Origin of the sequence: Roseobacter weihaiensis (assembly GCF_020622345.1) — a bacterium.
Lineage (GTDB): Bacteria > Pseudomonadota > Alphaproteobacteria > Rhodobacterales > Rhodobacteraceae > Roseobacter > Roseobacter weihaiensis.
In genome coordinates this window covers 170186-189375 of sequence record NZ_JACNMO010000009.1, presented here as the reverse complement: position 1 = coordinate 189375, position 19190 = coordinate 170186, and the positions used below count along the sequence as shown (strand labels likewise).

Below are 19190 nucleotides of genomic sequence, written 5' to 3'. Positions count from 1 at the left end.
TTTTCGTAGGTGTTTTTGATCAGGTCGGCATAATCTGAACATCGGCATTATGGGTCAGCTCATGCGCCAGGGTGCCGTAGTATCCGATCGGCGGCATGTGGATGCGGTCGGTCTTGATGTTGTAGTAGGCGCGCGGCTCCCCGGTCACGTCGATCCGCGCGCCGGACGCGGCAAAGAACGCCTCCAGCACAGGGTCGGCCACGGTGCCAAGATCACGGGGCGGATCGGGCAGGATGTAGAACTCGGCGGGCAGGCCCTCGATCTGGTCGGAATTGAACACCCGGTAAGCCCTAGCATAGGGGATTTGCCGTTCCTCACCTTTCTCGTCCTCGCGCGCGACGGTCCCGTACTTCACGACGGTGGCGGATTTCTCGCCCTTGCGGACATGCCCCCCGAGCTGCTTGGCCTGATTGAACGTCATCCAGCGGGCCGAGCTGTAATCTTTGCTCATCGCCTTGGCCCAAAGCACAAGGATGTTGAAGCACAGGTGAGCATCTCTGACGCAGCAGAAGCACAGGTCGATGTCACCCAGGAAGAGGCGCAGGTGAATGTCGAACAGGGCGAGAGCGCCGATGTGTCTGTCACCAGCGAGGAGGCCGAGGTCAACGTCGTCGATGGCGGCGAAGCGAATGTCGAGGTCGAGCAAATGCAGGCCCGCGTTGTGATGGAAGACTTCAACGCGGATGAGGCGGGTAACATGGCCGACGAAGACCGCGCACGCTATCAAGAGACTGTCCGCGTTCTGCCGATCTTCGACCGCACGGCTGAAGACCTGATTGGGCGCAGCATCACAACCGAGACAGGTGAGGACGTGGGTGAGGTCGACTTCATCGGTATGCGCGGTCAGACGCTGGTTGCCATCATCGGTGTCGGTGGTTTCCTCGGCATGGGTGAGAACGAAGTAGCCGTGCCGGTTGAAAAGCTGATCCTGCCCGAGTTCACCCAGTCTCAACTGGAAAACATGCCCGAGTACAATGAGAACGAAGTGCGTGTGCTTGACCCCGGCCTGCGTTTGGCTGAACAGCTCGGTCTTGATTGAACCTCTGAGCGATGCGGGCAATGACCCGCATCGCTCCAGTGTTGTTAACGAGTTCCGCTGCCGCCGGCGTCCCTCCGGCGGTAGCGCTTTTTTGTTTTCGTCCATAGGTCTGGCATGAACGCGGATATGCCGCTCACGCATCAGCTTCACTCAAATCCCAAAGAAGGACAAAAAATGACTGGAATAGGATGGATCGGCTCACTGATCATTGGCGCGCTTGCGGGCTGGATCGCTGAAAAGATCATGAAATCGGATCAGAGCCTGCTGATGAACATCGTGCTGGGTATCATCGGTGCGCTGGTACTTAACTGGCTGCTGATTGCGATCATCGGCACGACGCTTGGTGGCTGGATCGGTCAGTTGATCGTTGCCGCAGCGGGCGCATGCTTGCTGATTTTTCTGGGGCGACTGATCCGCCGCAAGACCTAACCGACCACGAGTTGGCAGCTTAAGCCGTCGGCTGACTATGTCTTCTCCGCGTCGGTGGAGGCATCTTCGTCCAGGTCGCCGAGAAACCGTGCGAGCGTCTGCAGCGACTTTGTTTCGTCACACGCGATCTTGAGCACAATAAGGATCGGTAGCGCGACAATCATGCCGATAATCGACCAGATCCAGGCAAAGAACGCGACAAACAGAAAGACGACTGGAGTGTTCAAACACATCCTTTTCGAGATGACGAGCGGTGTGATAAACTGACCCTCCACGGATGTAAGGGCGATTTAGGTGGCAAACACTCCCGCTGCAGCCCAGGTCCCGTCCAGACTTACGAACGCGACGGCTGCAGCAACTGTGGCCCCCATCAGACCGCCCAGAAAGGGCACGAAGTTGAGACCGAAGGCCATGAATCCAAAGAGGACGGCGCTCGGCAAACCCCAAAGATACATCGCCAGTGCCACGGCGGCACCAAGGCCCGCGTTGATGATTGCAATGCCACCAAGATAGTAGCCGAGACGATCTTCAATCGAATGCACCACCTCGACGGCGCGCCGCTTGTCTGTGAAGCGCGCGAAGCTTTGAACAGTCTTCGTCAGGAACATGTCCCCCGACGCAATCAGGAATAAGAGCAAGATCAAGGCGAAAAGGATCCGGCTCAGGAATTCAGGTGCCATACTGAACAGCGTTGCTGCGATCCCTGTATTCGAGACGACTTCGACCTCGACTGTTTCAGCATTTTGATCCTCAATGATCTCTTCTGCGGCAACGGTCGCGTCATTGATGGCCTCCAGTGTCCCACCTGCGGAAGACAGCTTTTCCGTGATCTCGTCCATCAGCGACGGAAGGTCTTCGATGAACTGCGCTGCCGGTGCGCTGAGCTGCACCAGTAAAAGGACAATGAGAGCTGTCAGAATCGCGGCAAACAAAGCGGCCGAGGCCACTGGTGGGATCCCTGCTTTTGCCAACACCCTACGCGGCCTGTTAAGCACAAAATATCCCAGGCAAGCCGCCGTGACCGGGATCAGGAAATCGCTGGCCCAGACCAGCCCTTGTAGAAACAGCAGACTGAATATCCCGATGGTCGCGATTTCGACACGCTTCGGATGGGCCTCTGGCATGCATTTTGATTGCTCCGGGTTCGACTGTTCTTCCTGATCATTCTCCATTATTTGCCTGTTCTTCCGACGGCAGAAAAACGGTCGCCGTTATCGGGAAATGATCGGATCCGAAGCTCTCTAGTCGGCGGAACGAGACCAGCCCGACGTCCTTCGTCATGAAAAGCTGATCGATTGGCAATCGCATGAAGGGATAGTCCGCGTGAAAACTAGAGATCATGCCCCGGCCGACACGTGGCTCTAGAAGATTGCCGTATCGCTTGAACCGCTTCGTGGTCCAGGACCAGGCAACGTCGTTGAAATTCCCCATAACGATCGTCGGGCGTTCCGATGATTGCGTCATCAGTGCGGCGTCCTTGATCTGCTTGTCGCGCACAGCCGTCGTGTTGCCCGGCACGGGAGGTCGCGGGTGCAGACCGATGAAGTTGAAATCGATGCCGCTAGGAGATGCGAGTACCGCACGGACCGCAGGAGTATCATCGGCCAGAGGCCAAAGTAGTTCGACTTGAGACGTTGGTAGCCGCGTGGCAAAGATCAAGCCATAGTGATCTCCGGCGATGTGCTGCTTGATGGTGGGATACTGCCACAGCGTCTCGGCCAAAGCGGCATGCCAGGTGTCGTCGGTCTCCATTAAGAGTAAGACATCCGGGTCTTGCCGCTCGATAATCGCAATCAGGTCGCTGTGTCGGGTGTTTTCCATCAAGACGTTCACCGACAACAGCGAGATTTCCTCAGACGAAGACGGAGCGGTGGTTATGGCGATTTCCAGTCGCGCCAACGGGGTGTAGGGAAAAATCTGAACTGACTGATAGGCTATTACTGCGACCAAAACCGTTGCCAGCATCGGTTTCGATGAAATCGCAAAGGGCAGACATGCCAAGAGGGTCAGGAGTGCAACGCCAGCGATGTGAACGCGCGGGAAATCCCACATGCGCACCCACCATGTCACGCTGTTGGTCAGCGGCAAGAGTGTGGTAACCAAAACTGCGAGGGCTGCAGCCCAGAAGACCCAGCTCAGCATGCTGAAGAACCCGACATCATGAATTTGCGGCTTGGCCAAGATGGTCCGCTTTGACCGCGTCACGCGATCCTATGGGTTCATCAGGCCCTCTCGTCGTGTCGGCGCGCGTTTGCGCTTCCATCTCCGCGTTCAGCTCTGAGCCGAGCAGGATGATGAAGGCGGAAATCCAGAACCACATCAGGAGAACAATGACTCCGGCAAGCGTCCCGAAACTTTCGTTGTATGAACCGAAGTTGCCCACGTAGAAAGCAAAAACAGCCGAGGCGATGATCCAGATCAGACATGCAACCATGGCACCAGGAGAGGCCCATTTCCATTCCGGTTCATCACGGGATGGTGCATAGCGGTAGAGAACGGAGAGGCCAAAAACGGTCAAGCAGAGCAATCCGATCCAAAGTCCGGCAGTCATGACGGTCTCTATGAGCGCCCCGAAATCAAAGACTGCTAGTATCGCGGGCAGACCAAGCGTGGGAGTGGAAAAATGTGGGGATTCCGGACGTTCCTGACTTAAAATCTCGCCGTTTTTGCAGGAGGCATAGAGATGAAATTCAGGATCAAGTTGGAGACAGAATTCGGATGGGGTGAGACGCGGTCACACGAAATTTGTACAGTGGAACGTCAAACGTTAGATGCCTCGAGCGAAGACCTTGGGCTGTGTATGGCCGAGGCAAAATCGCTGTTGAAGGAAGTTCAGTGCGCGCTACTACAGGATCAGATCGAAGAGATCCGCGAAATCGAGCGCGTCTGTCGCTTCTGCGGAACATATCTACCGGTTCATGATCGCCGCCAACGCCGCATCGACACGCTCTTCGGTCGGGTGACCGTCGACGTACCGCGGGTTCGGATGTGCATGTGTGGGCTGCCTGGGTTTCCCACGCTGAGAGTCGCGCGGTCTCCTCTGACCCGTCTCTTGCCGGACAACGCCACTCCGGAGCTCCGACGACTGCAAGCAGAACTGGGAGCGCGCCATAGTTTTCGGGAAGCTGCGAGGCTTCTGAATGAACTGACACCTTGTGCTAAACAGAACCACGTAACGATCCGAAACCGACTCGCGACCATCGCTGATGACCTTTCCAGCAGCGAACTTATTGTGGCCACAGAAGCCAATCAACGCTCTGAGTCACCTGAGATTACGGTATTTTTGGATAGCGCATATGTCCGATCAAGACCGGAGTATCAACGCCGGAACTTTGAAGTCATTGTTGGTTCTATCTAGAGCAAAGGATGCGAGAAACGCCGATTTGGCTTGAGCGTGATTGGTGCGAACAATCCGCGCGAACATCTGCGACGAAATCTGGAAGCTGCCGGATGGCGTGAGGATTTGGTGGTGACGGTGCTGTCCGATGGCGATCCAGCCCTACCGCGATTGGTGCGGGAAGCCACAGGTGCGGAGGTCAATCACATTCTGGACTGTTGGCACATTTCAATTCGCATCCGACATGTGGAAACGACATTCCAAACCTTGTTTTCGTTGCTGGACGACCCAGAGGAGGTCGAGGCACTGGTGCAAAACTTGCGCTGGCGCATATGGCATGGCCAATCGGAGCGTGCGCTTGATACCGTTGAAGCGCTGTTCAGATTTGGCATGCACGTGCGAAGCCAAACTGTTGGCAGAACGAACGATGCGGCGTTCTCGGCAGTTGCACGAACAATGGAGCTGCAAACCTATCTGCAATACAATCGCGCCGCATTGGTCGACTATGGTCATCGGCGGCGCAACGGTAAACCAGTTTCGACTTCTCGAGCCGAGGGCTTGGTAAATGATATTGCCAACGCCCGGATGGGCAAGAAGCGTCGGATGCGTTGGTCCCCGCAAGGTGCCCACCGCGTGGCAACGGTACGAGCGGCAGTCCTGGATGGAAGGCTTAGCAAAGCGCGGCTGCTCGCGGCTTGATCCCCAGGTTCTTTCCACTCCCCAAAATTGCTACTGAAAACAAACGAAAAACCATGCTTGAGTCTCACGAATTACGTGACCACGACATCAACCCTCAGAACCGATGTGCTGACCACCACGCGGTTGCCGGAGGCGTCCGTGCTCTCCACCTGATCCACCCGGTAGCCCTGCGCCTCCGCCACCAGCATCGCACTGGCCACCGTGCCGGTCGTGCCGTCGGCCCGCGTGAAGGTCGTCTGCCCGGTGATCATCGAGCCGTCGGGAAGCTCGATCCGCGTTGCGTCCGCCGTCAGGTTGATCGAGGTGATCCCCAGCTCCGCCAGCGTCTTGGCGGTGGTCGAGCCATCCGGGTTGGTCACAAGCAGTTTGAAATCCGCGAAGCGGGCATCGCTCGCGTCCAGCACCCCGTCGTCATTGCTGTCAAAGACGGCCCTTAACGCGGCCAGATCATCCGTCGCCGTCGGGTCCCACTCGGTGAAGACATACTCCTTCTTCTCAGAGACCGCACCGTCACCATCGTCGTCAATGAACAAAACCCCATCGCCAGCCCCCGCCCAGGCCGTCCGGTGCAGCAAGCCATCCCCCCCGCATCCATGAAGGTCGTGGATCTGGAAAGCTCCGTGATGTGGATGCCGTCACCGTCGAGATCAAGGAGGATCGGGCGCTCAGAGCCATCCTGGTTGCGCGTTGTGGAATCCTGCGAATCTCCACCGCTACGACCGGGCGTGCCACCGCCGCCACTTCCTTGATCGTTGTCCGCACGTCGGCTCTTGTCACGCGCCTCCAGTGCAGCAGCCTGCTTCGGGTTGTACCCCGCCATTTCACGCGCTGAATCCGGTGGCACGCCATCCGCAATCAGCCGTTTGCGAAAGTTGTCGGAGAAAACCCCGCCGTCAATCTTGTCCTGAGCAATACTGGCAGCATAATCGCCCCGTGCAACAGCCGCGGCCAATTGCGACGGGCTAAGTTCTGATGGGTGTTTGATTTCAGGCGTCAGATTTGCCGGGCCGAATAGGCTGTCCAGAAACCTGCTGAACACGGTGCTGGGCAGATTAACAGAAAGAGCCCCCTGAGCTCCTGCCATAAAACGCATGACGGGCGTGCCAGGAGCGAAAGTGCTGGGGTCTATGGTAATCCAGAGGGGATCGTTTGGGCCAATCCGAAACTCTGGAGGGAACTCCAGACCGAATTCATCTGCAGCCCTCGCTTGCAGAAACGGATCGTTAACTGCCTCATAGATATCGCCTGCGGTGGCTCCGCTCCACCAGCTGTCTGAATGCACCTGGCCCTGAAGGCCTGTCGCCTCGGGGCCTTCTAAGGCTTCGACCCCGCGGTCAAAAACCCTTTGCCCATCTGCAGGGCTGTAAGCACTTGTGGGGACTGAGAAACCCTCAGGAGCACCGCGATAAGGGTCCGCCGGTACACTAGTTTTCCAACCAATCCCTGCAGTCTCATATTCGTAGTAGACATTATAGTCTTTTGATCCCAAACCGATGCGGACGGAAGCAGCTAGTTCAAACGGATTGAAAGATCCGCCAACTATGACCGGTGTTTCTTTTCCTTTCAACACCAATGCATGGTCAATCTTGAATGAGGAAGGCTCAAAATCCCAAGTTCGGTATATAGAACCAATTAAACCCAAAATGCCATCATCAAAATCCGGATTTAAGGTTAACGCCGAAAATTCAATTATGCCTCCGCTTTTTGAAACGCCAAACTTTAGCGAAAAGTCGTAGCCGTTTGAAATATCCCATTCAGGTCTAACCGCGACGCGCCAATTCTCCGAGGTGGGAACTGTCATCTTTATTCCAAACTTGTGAGTACCCATGCCAATATCCATTTGTTAAATCAGAAATATTATTTCTCTCGGTTACGCCAAAACCAATACCACCCCAAAAACAAGTAAAGGCATATCGTTACAACAATATCCCACTCATCAATATTATCGTAAAAAAACAATCGTAGCATAGGCGCAAGGGCGATAAAGAAAGTGGCTAGTATTCCAGTTGCCTTTAGTATTTTGACAGTCAAACTATACATTGAGGGAAGTTCATCTTTGACCTAGCTTGAAGTTCAATAGGCAAGGGAGCGCCGTCTCTTCTGACTTTACAAATGTCAAATATTTCAATTGACCAACAGCCCATTGAGTGCATCATTAGTTACTAGTCCAGTTTCTTGTATAAATTGTAACTTGGCATCACTTCAGTTGCTTCCCATAGTTCCCTCCCACCACTTTCATCCCGATCTTCCGAAAGAACCGATCCGCGCGTGCGATCTCGATGCCCACCGTGACGTGATAGAGAATATGCGTTGCCTGCTGAGACCGCGCCCAAATCTCTATGCCCTGTGCCAGCCGCAGCGCAACCTTCCCGCCAAGCAACCCGCCCGATACCTCCGGATCGACACAGATCGTGTGAACCGACACGATCTGCGCGCCGTCTCCAATGAAGTACCCGCCTATTGAGCAATAGCAACAGCCCAGAACACGCGATCCAAGTGCCACGACCAGCCCAAGGTGCCGCTCCGGGACTTTCAGCGTTTTGTCAAAAGCCCGGTTGAGCTTCGCGTCGGAGAACGGGATGTCACCGAACAGGCTCTTCTCATGCACACTCCGGGTCAAAGCACAGACCTGCGTGCGATGGGCTTCCACAGTGCGGGCCGTGGCCAAACCTGCACGTTGCAGACGGTCATCTGTAACAAAGGAAGCCACAGCCAGCTCTTTGAAATATATTGTAAAAGCCTCCAAAGAGCATTGGTCGCCCCGCAAACGTTAATGGCGAACTCATGGATGCCCACCAATACCGCCTGCGTGCCAAGTTGCTGTCTCTCCAATTGCATCTTCCAATTTGTTGCTTCCTCTATATCGGCAGAAATCAGCCTATCCCCCAATGCGTCTGTCGAACCTTGATCCAGATCAAGGAATGGAAAAACCCGCAGTTCACGCGCATGCGGTCTGAGCGCGGATTGACGGACGAGAAGAGGCTTTGTATCGGCAACATCGTTAGACCTCGCTTTCTGTCTTGCTTCTCTCTCAGCCTGCCGCCCCGCGTCGCGCCATTTTGAATTGAGATCACCGCGCTCCATCTTCTGGCGGGATATGAGATCGGCGCGCTCCTCTTGCAATTTGGCGTATAAATCGCGGTAGCCCTTTGAGCGCGCTTGCCTCAGTTTTTCCAAGCATTGGTTGAGCGGTCGGTCATACCATTTCTTGAATGCCTTTAGCTCGTTCTTCTCTAACGCTTGGATCGTCGCATTCCGCAGCTTGGCATTGCGAAGGTTAACCCATGCAAGTCTGGATAGCCCAACGTCCTTAAAAGCGGCATCGCCCGATGCACGCTGCAACTGCGCGGCCTGTATCGATAGCGAAACCCTGCCATAGAACGTGCTGTCCAGCTTCTCAAACTGACGTTTACGACGCCACTTGTCCCGCCCGTATTGCTTCCACACACCCTTGTTTACCGCGTTGTAGACCTTCCGTTCATTTCGAAACCTAGCCTATCCCCGGCCCTATCCCAGACCTCGATGGCGCCGTCGCCAGAGAGGGATCATTCTCGCCATCGCCGAAACACCCAACTCTCCTACTCGGGGACTGTTGCGATCACAGCAGGGACAGGTCCGGCTTGCTGCGGAGATTTCTTCGATCTGGTGTCGTAGAATCGACCCTTGGATTCGCGCCAGAAGTGCCTTCCCTTGCTCGAGCTTGAGCCCCAACTCGCTATGACACTGGTCGGTCAGACTGAGACAGAGAAGCTTTTCCATCCGCTTCTCTCCCGTTTCAGCAATGGTTTCCACGATAATCCGAACGTCCATGTCAGCCCCCAGTGGTCAAAAAAACTCCTGTAGCTTACCCGAACACCCCCAGCTTTTGCCCACTCCCACTGTAGGGAGAGCGGTCGTTCGTTGTATCGTAGTGAAGTCGCACACTGGCGGGACCTTCCAGACCTTGACCTATTCTGAACAAAGAACCGGTATCGGCTAGACCGCGGACATTGAGGCCGTCCATAGTGCTTTGAAGCAGATGCTCTGGCCTCAACGCGGCTTGCGTTTTTGATCGCAACCTAAAGAGGCAGCTGCGAAATCGGAATGATAATTTGGCCCTCGCGCCATTCTTCTGCTCTGGTATCCTTTCCACCTGCAATCTCGCCAATCAGCTTCAGGATCGTATTTGCCGCATCGTCATAGTCTGAGCCGCCAGTAATAATTTCTGACACATCCAAATCGATACCGTCGGGCCAATTCGACAACGTCTTTGGATTGCCACATATTTTTACGGTTGGTGCCAGTGGCATCCCCGACGGATTATAGACACCCATTGCAAACAGACTGATCTGCGCCCCGCCAAGCACCATCCCGGTAAGTGATGTGGGGCTAAAGAACGGGGTGTGCATGAAGTGGAGCCCTGCGACAGGCGGCCGTTCTCCAAACGGCAGAGCCCCGGCAAAGCGATTGCTACCGATCTTGCAAAAAGCACCCATCGTTTTCTCGGTCAGTGTGCTTAACCCGGCCTCGATATTTTCGGCGGTTGGGTTGACGCCCCGGTAGTTCGTTCCGTCGCTCCGCATCATCTGCTCTTCGATGCACAGATAGCCAAGGATATCCTGTGCGATCGCTTCGCTTTGGCTTTGCGCACGAATGACGGCTTCGCCTCCCAGAAACTCGGCCGTTTCAGAAACAATCGCGGTGCCGCCCGCCGCAATCAACCGGTCAACAAACCGGCCAATCGCCGGATTGGCAGCAAGGGCCGACGTGGCATCTGATCCGCCACATTCCAGCGCAACAGTGAGGTCCGAAAAATGCAGAGCGGTCTTTGGACTTTCCGCAATTTCTGCCTTGAGAGCCTGCAAATGCGCGACCATCGCATCCTGGGCAGACTGCATTCCGGCTTGCGCGATCAGCGACAGGACAATAATCGGCTTTCCCAATTCCAAACAGTCAGCCTCTAGGGTTTCAGCGGCGGCGCGGTCATGTGTAACAATCAGCGCTGCCCCCACATTAGGATGGGCGATCACCGCCTTTATCATATTCGCCTGAAGGGCTGCATCCGCCCCACGCAAACCACGTTGGAAGGCGGGGCAGATGGGCAGAACGCCCTTAACGCGCGCGGCTGCCAAACTTGTGATCCTGTCGGTCAGGGCCACCGTCGAGAACGCAATAACATGGTTGCGCAGGCCGACGCGGCCGTCAGAGCGACGCCAGCCGGATCCTATCGGGACATCATGCGATATTGTGGACATGTACATGTTCCCCTTGCCGGATGGCGGACGTCGCACGACCGATAACCACACCGTATTTGATCACTTCGCTTCCTTTCGCGATCCGGCACAGTGCGACCTTGTGGCCAAAGGGGATACCTCGATCGATCGCCAGCCCGCTGGCAATCGTCGCGCACTCCAACTGCGCGTCGAGCAGAGTTGCCACGTTATCCCTTGAATGCGCCTGCAATGACAATCGCGCACCCAAAGCTGCGGAAGGCTTGGCTTTGGTCATGCCTGCCCTTTTCGAAAGACGGTGTGTTCCTGCGTATAGAAATGCAGTGTCGAAGCACCGTTGGAACCGCCGACGCCAAGCGAAGAGTTCTTGACCCCCACAAAGGGCGCATGGTCTTCGGGAAAGCTGCCACTGTTGACATGTAGCATCCCGCTTTCCGCCTCGGCGAGGAAGCGTTCGACCATGGGGGTCTGCTCGGAATAGAGGCACGCCGAGAGCCCGAATTCGACATCGTTGCAAATGTGCAGCGCCTCATCCGGCGTATCATAGGGGATCACCGCAAGCACCGGTCCAAAGACCTCATCCCGAGCGACTTCCATATCTGGTGTCACCTCGGACAGAATTGTTGGGGCATAGAAGTAGCCGCCGTTCTGTTCGATCAATTTACCACCGGCGGCTACATGTGCACCGGCGGCAACGGCGCGGTCGACAAACCCTGCCACGTCTGAGCGCGCCTTTTCCCCCGACAGCGGGCCAATGTTGGTTGCAGGATCAAGCCCATCGCCAATCTGCGCCGCCTTGGCGCGCTTGGCCAGCCCGTCCACCACTTGCGCCTCAAGTTCGCGGCGCACGATCACTCGGCTGATTGCCGTGCAGCGCTGGCCACAGACGGCAAAGGCCGCCGCATAGATTTGATCAAGCGCTGCATCCAGATCGCTTGCATCGTGTAGGATGACCGGGTTCTTACCACCAAGTTCTAGGCTGATTTCCGTCAGATTGGCAGCAGCCGCTTGTGCAACGATGCGCCCGACTCCGACAGAGCCGGTAAAGCTGATACCATCGACACCCGCAGCCGACGTAAGCGCGGCGCCGAGATTGCCAGATCCGTTGGCGATCTGGAAAATGCCCCTAGGCAGCGTCGCATCGGCGACTTCCTGCATGATAAACGCCGCCCCGGGTGTGCTGATCGACGGCTTCAGCACGATCGCGTTGCCGTAAACCAACGCTGGAATGGTCTTGCGGACGGGTGTGCTGAAGGGAAAGTTCCACGGGTTGATCCCGACGATGACGCCGCGCGGGCGGCGGGTGGAATATGTCACCGTGCCGGGTTTCTGAGAGGGCAGAACCTCTCCGATCGGGGCGGAGGCGCGCCGGGTCGTGGCGCGCCCCTCGCCAAGCGCTTTATTCACTTCACCTCGGGATTCACCGATGATCTTGCCCATCTCGCGGGTGATCGAGCGGGCGATATCCTCGGTGCGCGCCTGTAGACCGTTGAGAAAGCCGTCGACGATCCGGCCTCTCTCTGGTTGCGGAGTTTTCGCCCATTCCCTTTGCGCTTTTCGAGCAGCTTCGATCACGCTTGGCACTTCGTCGGTTGCCAGTGTCGGAAAAGAACCGACGACCTCGTCAGGATTGGCGGGATTGCGTATTTCAACTGTCATGGCATTACCTCAGGCTTCGCAGGATTTCAGGCAGCCAGAGGCTGATTTGCGGGAAGAAGATCACAAGCAGCATCGAGACGATCAGCGTGAATACGAACGGCAGGATTGCCACGGCCACCCTTTCGAACTTGATGTTGGCGATTTGACTGGCGACGAACAAGTTGACCCCAAGCGGCGGTGTCAGGAACGCAATTTCGATGGTCACGATCAGAATGATACCGAAGTGGATCGGGTCAATTCCAAAGGAAACGACCAGCGGAACGAGAATCGGCGCCAAGATGATAATTGCACTGATTGTTTCCATGAATGTGCCGATCACAATCAGAAAGACACAGATAATCAGCAGGATGATGACAGCACTTTCTGTCACCCCGCCGAAGGTCTCCAAGACGCTTTGCGGGATCCGTTCCAGCGTGATGACCGTGGCGAAGACGGTGGAACATGCGACGATAATCATGAGCGCGCCACCGAGCTTGATGGCGCTGTCAAAGGCGTCCATCAGCGTGGCCCAGGTCAGTTCGCGGTAGACGACGACCGAGACGACCAACGCATAGACAACAGCGCACACCGCGGCCTCCACCGGTGTGAAGATACCGGAGTAGATGCCGCCCAGGATAAGGACTGGCAGAGCGAGCGCGAATTTGGCTTTCCAGATCAGCCGCCAGATCGAGGTGCGCGGCGCATCTGTGTCCACATCCATAACCGCACCCATACGGCGCGCGAGAATATAGGCGACACCGGCCAGCATGAAAGCGGTCATCAAACCGGGCAGCATACCTGCCGCGAAGAGATCAGCGATAGAAACATTCGCGATGATCCCATATATGATCAGTGGGTTGCTGGGCGGGATCATGACGCCAAGCGTGCCACCCGTCGCTGAAACAGAGGCGGCATAGGCCGGAGGATATCCGTAGCGGATCATCGCAGGGATCATGATGGCGCCGATGGCAGCGACCGTGCCCGGACCCGAGCCGGAAATCGCTGCAAAAAACATGCACGAAAAGATCGTGACGAGCCCCAACGAGCCAGGAATATGGCCTAAAGCATGACGGAAAATGCTGATGATATCGCGGGTGATACCGCCTTTTTCCATGATGTTACCCGCCAGAATAAAGGCGGGGATCGCGAGCAGCGCGAACTTGTCCAGACCGTTCAGGACGTTTTGGCTGGCGAAGACAAGCGGTGCATCGGTCACATAACTGACCGCCAGTCCGGTGATGCCAAGAGCGGCATAGATCGGAATGCCCGCAATCAGCATCAGGGGGAACATGACGGCGAGGATAAGATGTGCGTCACTCATTGACTGGCCCTCCTTCGTCGAGCGTGCCGCCACGCATCAACGCCCAGAGGTCGCGCAGATGCAGCAGGAAAATCAGGGTAAACCCGCCGCACATTGCGATGAATAGAATGTTCTGATTGAACCGCAGCGCGGGCGAGACATTGGGAAACTGCAACCCTTCGACGAAATTGATGGCCGAGAAATAGACCATGACAGCCGCAAACCCCAACAGAACAAGGGTGTGGAATGTTTGCACCGGACGCGCGCCAATCTTGCGTGCGACAAGGTCTGAGAACACACTTACACGCAGATGCGAGCGATTGAGCGTCGAGTACGCGGCGGCCATAAACACCATCGAGATGAAGGCGAACCGTCCGATTTCTTCTGTCCAATCCACGCGCCAGTTGAACTCACGCGCGAGCACCTGAAGAAACAACGAGGTCACCATTGCCGTCATCCCGACGGCCGAGAGCGTGAATAGTGCCAGCCGCAGAGCGGAGGTCATGACAAGACGTCCTGAGTACAAGGCTCTGCTCGGTATCCAGCTGAAGATGCCGTGGTATGGCGCAAGAGACGTGAAATCGCTGTGGTCTGCATGGGGTCAGCTCCGAAAAGTGGAAGAGTTTACTGTTCGCACCGGTGAAACGGGCGAAAGTAGGTGTCCGGACGGAGCAAAGCCCCGCCCGGAAGCTTTCATTTGTCGCCCGGATAGGCTTCGAGCAGTTCCATAACCTTCGCGACGACTACGTCTCCGTCTGGTCCGATGGCCTCGTAGTAATCCGGCCAAATCGCACGGGCTTTTTCGACCCATTCGGTTTCATCCTCGATTGCGGTGATTTCGACACCGGCATCGCGGGCTTGCTGCCACCAGCGCTGTTCGTCCATGGGCTGCCACCAGCGGATGTAATCGGTCGCTTCGCTGCCGGCGCGCAAGATCACCGCCTGATGCTCTTCGCTCAGGCCCTGGAACCAACGTTCCGAGACAATGATCGGATGGGTCAGGATCGTATAGTGGAAGGTGGTCATCCGGTTGATGACCTCGTTGAACTTCATCCCGATCACGTCAGTCACCGGATTGTCGCCGCCCTCTACAACACCTTGTTGCAGGGCACCGTAGAGTTCGGCCCAAGCGATGGGAGTAGGATTGCCGCCCCAGGCCTCATAGGTCGCGATCATGATCGGATTGGGCGGCACTCGCATTTTGAGATCAGCCAGATCGGACGGCTTTTCGATGGGCTTGTCGGACTTGTAAAAGAAAGCGCGCCAGCCTGCATTTTCCCAGCCTACAATCCGAACGCCAGCTTCTTCGATCACGCGCGGATTGAGGAATTCGGTCAATTCATCCTGTAGATAATTCACCTGTTGGGTAGATGTGGCGAGGTAGGGCAGGATGAAGACGTTGAGCGATGGGGCAAGGGCCGCAGCATTGTTTGTGGCCGGGAAGGTCACCTGAAGCGCACCCTGCCGGGCCTGCTGCATCATCTCGCGCTCACCGCCAAGTTGCGCTCCGGGAAAGATTTCGGGGCGGATTTCGTTGTTCGAGTAGATCGCCACCAACTCGGCAAAGCGTTTGAGAGTGGCGGTGTGGCTGGACCATTCCATGTTGACCGAGTGACCAATTTTCATGGTGATCTGGTTGTCCATCTCGGGCACGGATCGCCAGTCGATCGGGTTTGCTTCTTGCGCGGAGGCAAATACTGGCCCCAGAGCGAGAGCTCCGGCAAGCCATGTGCTTCTTGTCCAATTCTTCATGTTGTATCTCCTCCTAGGTGATTTTGCGTCAGGACCGGATGATCCCGGCTGCTTTCTCCGCGATCATGTACGTCGCGGCATTGGTGTTGGCGGATGTGATTTTTGGGATGACGGAGGCATCAACGACACGTAGACCCTCGACGCCGTTCACGCGCAGTTCAGGGTCGACCACGGCGTTCGCATCACTGCCCATGCGGCACGTGCCCACCAGATGGTAAACGGTGGTGGCATGGGTGCGGATTGCGTTCATCAGTTCTTCGTCGGTGCTGTTGGCATCGCCGGGGATGACTTCACGGTTCCACAGGTCACGGAATGCCGGTTGCCGATAGATTTCGCGCAGGGTCTTCAGACCCTCCAGCGTCACGTCGCGGTCCCGTTGGGCTTCGAAATAATTCATGCGGATCGTCGGATCGCGCGATGGATCGACCGAGTTGATATGGATGCTTCCCCGGCTTTCCGGATGGCACTGCCAGAATGACGTCGTGAAGCCGGAATAGGGGTGCAGCGGCTTGCCGGGTTTGTCGACTGACAGTGGCATAACAAAAAGCTGGATATCCGGGCGGCCGCCTTCAGCATATTTGGTGCACATGGCCCCGCCGACCTGTCCCGCACCGACAGACAGCGGCCCTGAGCCATTTACAAGCCACTCCAAACCCATCTTGGCCAGACTGATCGGATTTCTCATGTGATCGTTCAGCGACAGCCCACGTTCTGACAATTCGACGATGGTGCGCATCTGGATATGGTCTTGTAAGTTCTCGCCGACCTCTGGTGCATCATGGCGCACTTTAACTCCAAGGTCTGCCAGCCGTTTCGCGGGCCCGATCCCTGCCAACTGCAACAGTTGAGGAGTTTGGACCGAGCCACCACTCAGGATCACTTCGCTATCGGCAACAACGGTCCTGTCTTTTCCGTCCTGCCGGTACGTGACGCCAGTCGCGCGCGTTCCTTTAAATGTCAGACCAGTCACTGCGGCACGCAGCTTTACAGTCAGGTTGGGGCGCTTCATCGCGGGCTTCAGGAACGCTGTTGCGGCACTGTCGCGCCAACGCCCGCGCAACGTCAACTGATACGCCCCGACGCCATTCGTGGTTGCGCCATTGAAATCAGGATTCTCTGGCAGGCCCATCTGCCGCGCGGCTTCCAGCCAAGCATCGCAAGACGGGTTTTGGTTGCGCAGGTCACTGATTTGCAGCGGTCCATGTGCGCCACGATACTGCGACGGTGCGCCAGAATAAGTTTCAAGTTTGCGAAAATGCGGCAGAACGCCGTTGTAATCCCAGCCCGTCGCGCCAAGCCGCGCCCAGTCTTCAAAATCTTCGTGCTGGCCCCGAATGAAGATCAAACCATTGATCGAGCTCGACCCACCGATGACGCGCCCGCGCGGGCAATCCATTTGTCGGCCATTGATGCCGTTATCAGGTTCGGACTTGTAGAGGTGTGCATTGGCAGAATTGTAAATCGCCTTGTAGTAACCGACCGGCAGCTTCAGCCAGAAGTTCCGGTCAGACCCGCCCACTTCCAGCACCAGCACGCGGCACGAGGGGTCTTCGGTCAGCCGTGCCGCCAGAGTGGCCCCTGCGGTTCCTGCACCCACGATGATGAAGTCGTAGCCTGACAAGAAGACCGTCCCCTCCCAAGAATCTAAAGTCCTGCTTATAGGCATAATGAGCGTAGGATTTTCGGTCAATTAAAAAACCTATAAATAGGACTTTAAAATTTTTGATCGCTAAGCCCACGGACATCGTCTAGGTTACAAAGCATGAGTCAGCAGAGATTTCGAAGAGACGGCACGCCGCTTTATATGACGGTTGCAGAGGTCCTGCGGCAGAGAATACTACGTGGAGTCTGGAAGCCAGGGCAATTTCTACCTACGATCGAAGCTCTGATGAAAGAATTCATGGTCGCGCGAGTCACGGTGCGCGACGCAGTGAAGATTCTGGAAGCCGAAGGCCTGCTGGACCCCCGGAGGGGACGCGGCACCATGGTCCTGCCGCATCAACCACCCACCAGACCCCTGAGTGTGGTGACAAGTCTGTCCCAACTGGTCGACCTCTATCGGGGCGACGTTCCCGACCTGGTCAGCCTTGACGATTGCGAAACCGATCTGCCGGAGGGCGTGAGCTTTGGAACGGCGGCACCGAAGTACCACATGTTGCGCCGTATCCATTCGCGCGATGAGCAAAGGTACTGTGTGATCGCGCTCTATGTTGCCAAGCATATCTTTGACCGGCACGAGCCCGCGCTACGGGCAAAGCTGGCTTTGCCGGTGCTGTTTGATGATCCGGAATTACACATAGAAACAGCACGTCAAAGCCTGATCGTTACCAAGTGCGATATGGAAACTGCGGAGTTGCTTGACTTGACCGTCGGTGAACCGATGGCCGAAGTGCGGCGGATCATGTGCGAGCGGGACGGAACGATTTGTTATCTTGCCGATGTGATTTACCGCGGCGACTATATCCGGCTCGACATGGACCTTTTGGCGTGACAGGCGGTGTTTCGATCGCCCGCATTGAAGCATTTGCCTTTCGCAGCCCGATCGAAAAACCTGTTGCAACCTCCTTTGGAGTCATGCGGAACCGTCCCGCGACTTTTGTTCGGGTCGAAGATCAGGATGGCACTTTTGGCTGGGGAGAGATCTTTGCCAATTGGCCAGCCGCTGCGGCGGAACACAGGGTCAACCTTCTTGCACAGGATATCGCCCCGCTTGTCTTTGATCGTTCGTTTTTTCGTCCAGGCGAGCTTTTTGAAGTTCTAACCGCGCGCACGCACATCGTGGCGCTTCAAAGCGGCGAGTGGGGTCCATTCCGGCAGGTCATCGCGGGGCTGGATATCGCGCTATGGGATCTATTCGCGCGAAAAAATGGGCAGACTTTGCGACATTTCATGACTCAAGATGCAGCTGACTTAGTGCCCGCATATGCAAGCGGCATCCACATCAAGGACGCCCCGGCACTCATGCAAAAAGCGCGCGATATCGGTTTTGACACTTTCAAGGTGAAGGTCGGTTTTGATAGGAAGGACGACCTGAAAAGACTAAACGAGGTGTTCGAGACCAAGCTGGCAGCTGAAACCATCGCGGCGGATGCAAACCAAGGCTGGGACCGCGGGGCTGCGCTGGATTTCATCACGCACACGCGGTCGTTGCCGTTGCTCTGGCTGGAAGAACCGATCAAAGCGGACGCAGCGCAAGCTGACTGGGCCGCACTTGCCGAAGTCAGCCCTTACCCTTTGGCCGGAGGGGAGAACCTTGTCGGTTTCGTAGAATTCGATAAGGCCATAAATGAAGCTCACCTGAGCGTTTTCCAACCGGATATCATCAAATGGGGTGGACTGACGGGATGTCTGAGCGTGGGACAGAGCGCGATTAAGGCCGGACTACGATATTGCCCCCATTTTCTTGGCGGTGGCATTGGGCTGCAGGCATCGGCGAACTTGCTGGCGGCAGTCGGGGGCGACGGGTTACTTGAAGTGGATGTGAACCCCAATCCGCTTCGGGATGCCTTTATGCAAACCGAAACCTACGTTGCTGATAATGGATGGCAGTGCAATGAGGTACCAGGCATCGGTGTCACCGCCTTGCCAGAAGCTTTAGCTCCGTATTTAACGCATAGAGCGGAGATATTATCTTAAAATTCGCTTTGACAGTTGCGGCCTATCATTCCCTTTCAAATATTTGTTTAGGATTGCGAGCCCCGATATACGCTCCGATTAACTAAAAACGCAGCGTGAAAAGTATCTTCTCCCACCAAGCAGCTTATGGGCAAGAAGATTATGCGGTTC

General features: G+C 56.2%; 18 protein-coding genes and 2 pseudogenes. 5 read left to right on the top strand and 15 right to left on the bottom strand.

The features are described 5' to 3' along the window. Positions 1–19 precede the first annotated feature (19 nt). Positions 20–451, bottom strand: coding sequence for an ArdC-like ssDNA-binding domain-containing protein (locus H7847_RS12740; RefSeq protein WP_264479554.1), 432 nt, complete (start codon positions 449–451; stop codon positions 20–22). Positions 452–487: 36 nt separating this feature from the next. Here H7847_RS12740 and H7847_RS27020 point away from each other — a divergent pair, with 36 nt between their 5' ends. Continuing rightward, positions 488–1039 carry a PRC-barrel domain-containing protein gene (locus tag H7847_RS27020; RefSeq protein ID WP_227269853.1) on the top strand — a complete coding sequence of 184 codons (552 nt, stop codon included), beginning with the start codon at positions 488–490 and terminating at the stop codon, positions 1037–1039. Positions 1040–1213: 174 nt separating this feature from the next. Next, entirely contained in the window at positions 1214–1468 is a 255-nt protein-coding gene (locus H7847_RS12730; protein WP_227269852.1) for a GlsB/YeaQ/YmgE family stress response membrane protein, read from the top strand. Between the two features lie 35 nt (positions 1469–1503). Here the strand turns inward: H7847_RS12730 and H7847_RS12725 are convergent. From H7847_RS12725 to H7847_RS12715, 3 genes and pseudogenes are all read right to left on the bottom strand, one after another. Next, positions 1504–2592 (bottom strand): annotated as a pseudogene (locus H7847_RS12725) (AI-2E family transporter). Positions 2593–2629: 37 nt separating this feature from the next. Beyond that, positions 2630–3649, bottom strand: coding sequence for an endonuclease/exonuclease/phosphatase family protein (locus tag H7847_RS12720; protein WP_227269851.1), 1020 nt, complete (start codon positions 3647–3649; stop codon positions 2630–2632). After that, positions 3627–4061, bottom strand: a complete 435-nt coding sequence (locus tag H7847_RS12715) for a YihY/virulence factor BrkB family protein (RefSeq protein ID WP_406675995.1) — start codon at positions 4059–4061, stop codon at positions 3627–3629. Before H7847_RS12715 ends, H7847_RS12720 begins: the two co-directional genes overlap by 23 nt. A gap of 90 nt (positions 4062–4151) precedes the next feature. Between H7847_RS12715 and H7847_RS12710 the strand changes: the two are divergent. Beyond that, positions 4152–5504: pseudogene (locus tag H7847_RS12710) on the top strand (ISKra4 family transposase). A 71-nt stretch (positions 5505–5575) separates the two neighbouring features. On the opposite strand, the gene H7847_RS12705 reads toward H7847_RS12710, so the two are convergent. The 11 genes from H7847_RS12705 to H7847_RS12655 all read right to left on the bottom strand — a co-directional run bounded on the left by H7847_RS12705 (position 5576) and on the right by H7847_RS12655 (position 17025). Further along, positions 5576–6037, bottom strand: a complete 462-nt coding sequence (locus H7847_RS12705) for a hypothetical protein (protein ID WP_227269849.1) — start codon at positions 6035–6037, stop codon at positions 5576–5578. Continuing rightward, positions 5938–7332, bottom strand: a complete 1395-nt coding sequence (locus H7847_RS12700; protein WP_227269848.1) for a hypothetical protein — start codon at positions 7330–7332, stop codon at positions 5938–5940. The genes H7847_RS12705 and H7847_RS12700 overlap by 100 nt, the downstream gene beginning before the upstream one ends. A 369-nt stretch (positions 7333–7701) precedes the next feature. Next, entirely contained in the window at positions 7702–8112 is a 411-nt protein-coding gene (locus H7847_RS12695) for a GNAT family N-acetyltransferase (RefSeq protein WP_227269847.1), read from the bottom strand. Positions 8113–8120: 8 nt separating this feature from the next. Then, a complete protein-coding gene (locus H7847_RS12690) occupies positions 8121–8951 on the bottom strand; it encodes a hypothetical protein (RefSeq protein WP_227269846.1) in 831 nt (276 codons plus the stop codon). A 611-nt stretch (positions 8952–9562) separates the two neighbouring features. Then, the gene (locus H7847_RS12685) at positions 9563–10738 is read right to left on the bottom strand and encodes a UxaA family hydrolase (protein ID WP_227269845.1); all 1176 of its coding nucleotides are present in this window, start codon (positions 10736–10738) and stop codon (positions 9563–9565) included. Beyond that, entirely contained in the window at positions 10719–10991 is a 273-nt protein-coding gene (locus tag H7847_RS27015; RefSeq protein WP_319799766.1) for a UxaA family hydrolase, read from the bottom strand. Before H7847_RS27015 ends, H7847_RS12685 begins: the two co-directional genes overlap by 20 nt. Continuing rightward, the gene (locus tag H7847_RS12675) at positions 10988–12373 is read right to left on the bottom strand and encodes an aldehyde dehydrogenase family protein (protein WP_227269844.1); all 1386 of its coding nucleotides are present in this window, start codon (positions 12371–12373) and stop codon (positions 10988–10990) included. The genes H7847_RS27015 and H7847_RS12675 overlap by 4 nt, the downstream gene beginning before the upstream one ends. Before the next feature lie 4 nt (positions 12374–12377). Beyond that, positions 12378–13673 carry a TRAP transporter large permease gene (locus H7847_RS12670; RefSeq protein ID WP_227269843.1) on the bottom strand — a complete coding sequence of 432 codons (1296 nt, stop codon included), beginning with the start codon at positions 13671–13673 and terminating at the stop codon, positions 12378–12380. Further along, complete coding sequence (locus tag H7847_RS12665) at positions 13666–14157, bottom strand: TRAP transporter small permease (protein WP_227269842.1); 492 nt, start codon at positions 14155–14157, stop codon at positions 13666–13668. The genes H7847_RS12670 and H7847_RS12665 overlap by 8 nt, the downstream gene beginning before the upstream one ends. Before the next feature lie 188 nt (positions 14158–14345). Further along, entirely contained in the window at positions 14346–15404 is a 1059-nt protein-coding gene (locus H7847_RS12660; RefSeq protein ID WP_227269841.1) for a TRAP transporter substrate-binding protein, read from the bottom strand. 28 nt (positions 15405–15432) lie between these two features. Then, the gene (locus tag H7847_RS12655; protein WP_227269840.1) at positions 15433–17025 is read right to left on the bottom strand and encodes a GMC family oxidoreductase; all 1593 of its coding nucleotides are present in this window, start codon (positions 17023–17025) and stop codon (positions 15433–15435) included. Between the two features lie 141 nt (positions 17026–17166). On the opposite strand from H7847_RS12655, the gene H7847_RS12650 reads away from it, so the two are divergent. Both H7847_RS12650 and H7847_RS12645 read left to right on the top strand, forming a co-directional pair. Beyond that, the gene (locus tag H7847_RS12650) at positions 17167–17895 is read left to right on the top strand and encodes a GntR family transcriptional regulator (RefSeq protein ID WP_227269839.1); all 729 of its coding nucleotides are present in this window, start codon (positions 17167–17169) and stop codon (positions 17893–17895) included. Further along, entirely contained in the window at positions 17892–19040 is a 1149-nt protein-coding gene (locus H7847_RS12645) for a mandelate racemase/muconate lactonizing enzyme family protein (RefSeq protein ID WP_227269838.1), read from the top strand. Before H7847_RS12650 ends, H7847_RS12645 begins: the two co-directional genes overlap by 4 nt. Positions 19041–19190: the final 150 nt, after the last annotated feature.

Excerpts from the sequence above, each read along its gene's own strand:
- H7847_RS12675 (WP_227269844.1), bottom strand. The coding sequence starts at position 12,373 with ATGACAGTTGAAATACGCAATCCCGCCAATCCTGACGAGGTCGTCGGT.
- H7847_RS12650 (WP_227269839.1), top strand. The coding sequence starts at position 17,167 with ATGAGTCAGCAGAGATTTCGAAGAGACGGCACGCCGCTTTATATGACG.
- H7847_RS12660 (WP_227269841.1), bottom strand. The coding sequence starts at position 15,404 with ATGAAGAATTGGACAAGAAGCACATGGCTTGCCGGAGCTCTCGCTCTG.
- H7847_RS12740 (WP_264479554.1), bottom strand. The coding sequence starts at position 451 with ATGAGCAAAGATTACAGCTCGGCCCGCTGGATGACGTTCAATCAGGCC.
- H7847_RS12670 (WP_227269843.1), bottom strand. The coding sequence starts at position 13,673 with ATGAGTGACGCACATCTTATCCTCGCCGTCATGTTCCCCCTGATGCTG.
- H7847_RS27015 (WP_319799766.1), bottom strand. The coding sequence starts at position 10,991 with ATGACCAAAGCCAAGCCTTCCGCAGCTTTGGGTGCGCGATTGTCATTG.
- H7847_RS12665 (WP_227269842.1), bottom strand. The coding sequence starts at position 14,157 with ATGACCTCCGCTCTGCGGCTGGCACTATTCACGCTCTCGGCCGTCGGG.
- H7847_RS12700 (WP_227269848.1), bottom strand. The coding sequence starts at position 7,332 with ATGGGTACTCACAAGTTTGGAATAAAGATGACAGTTCCCACCTCGGAG.
- H7847_RS12685 (WP_227269845.1), bottom strand. The coding sequence starts at position 10,738 with ATGTCCACAATATCGCATGATGTCCCGATAGGATCCGGCTGGCGTCGC.
- H7847_RS12730 (WP_227269852.1), top strand. The coding sequence starts at position 1,214 with ATGACTGGAATAGGATGGATCGGCTCACTGATCATTGGCGCGCTTGCG.